Source organism: Cyclobacterium qasimii M12-11B, assembly GCF_000427295.1.
GTDB lineage: Bacteria > Bacteroidota > Bacteroidia > Cytophagales > Cyclobacteriaceae > Cyclobacterium > Cyclobacterium qasimii.
On record NZ_ATNM01000034.1, the window covers coordinates 1 to 707 of the forward strand.

Consider the following 707-nt stretch of genomic DNA (forward strand, 5'->3'; position numbering starts at 1 on the left):
CTGAGTGCGTCTTCTGCTTAGGCATCTTTCTCCTCTTTCTCTGGAACTTCTGCCTCACGAGGCTGCTTGTTAGCTATCTTGCGGGCCTCGGCTTCAGCTTTCGCTGTTGCCTTGGTCTTGTGGGGGCCAATAATCATGACCATGTTTCGACCGTCGATCATCGGGGTTGATTCGATTGCACCGAACTCCGACACATCTTCGGCAAACTTCTGAAGGAGACGCACGCCCTGATCGGGGCGAGACTGCTCACGGCCGCGGAACAAAATCATTGCTTTGACCTTGTCACCACCGGCGAGGAATCCCTCGGCACGCCGGCGCTTGGTTTCGTAGTCGTGCGTGTCGATCTTCAGACGAAAGCGAACCTCTTTGAGAATCGTGTTTGTCTGGTTGCGACGAGCTTCTTTCGCCTTCTGCGCCTCTTCGTACTTGAACTTGCCGTAATCCATGATCTTGGCAACAGGAGGCTTGGAATTTGGGAGCGACCTCGACCAAATCTAGATCTGCCTCTTGCGCGAGCTTCAGGGCGACGTCGATAGAGACGACACCGACTTGTTCACCGCCGGGTCCGACAAGACGGACCTCCGGAACTCGGATTCTGTCGTTGGTACGGGGATCGCTGATGCGTGTTCTCCTCACAGTTCGTGATGTGTTTCATTTACGCAGGGCGTCTAACAAAACACAGTTCGGCGGATGCCGTGACACGAAAG

1 protein-coding gene and 1 pseudogene are annotated in these 707 nt (G+C 54.7%); both read right to left on the reverse strand.

Features of this window, described 5'->3' with window-relative positions; translation table 11 throughout:
* Window positions 1–17: 17 nt before the first annotated feature.
* Window positions 18–494 (reverse strand): translation initiation factor IF-3, encoded by a 477-nt coding sequence (infC, locus tag ADICYQ_RS31070; RefSeq protein ID WP_262485360.1) that lies wholly within the window; start codon window positions 492–494, stop codon window positions 18–20.
* A pseudogene (locus ADICYQ_RS31075) lies at window positions 466–636 on the reverse strand (translation initiation factor IF-3); the annotation flags it as partial. The pseudogene ADICYQ_RS31075 and the gene infC, both read right to left, overlap by 29 nt.
* Window positions 637–707: the final 71 nt, after the last annotated feature.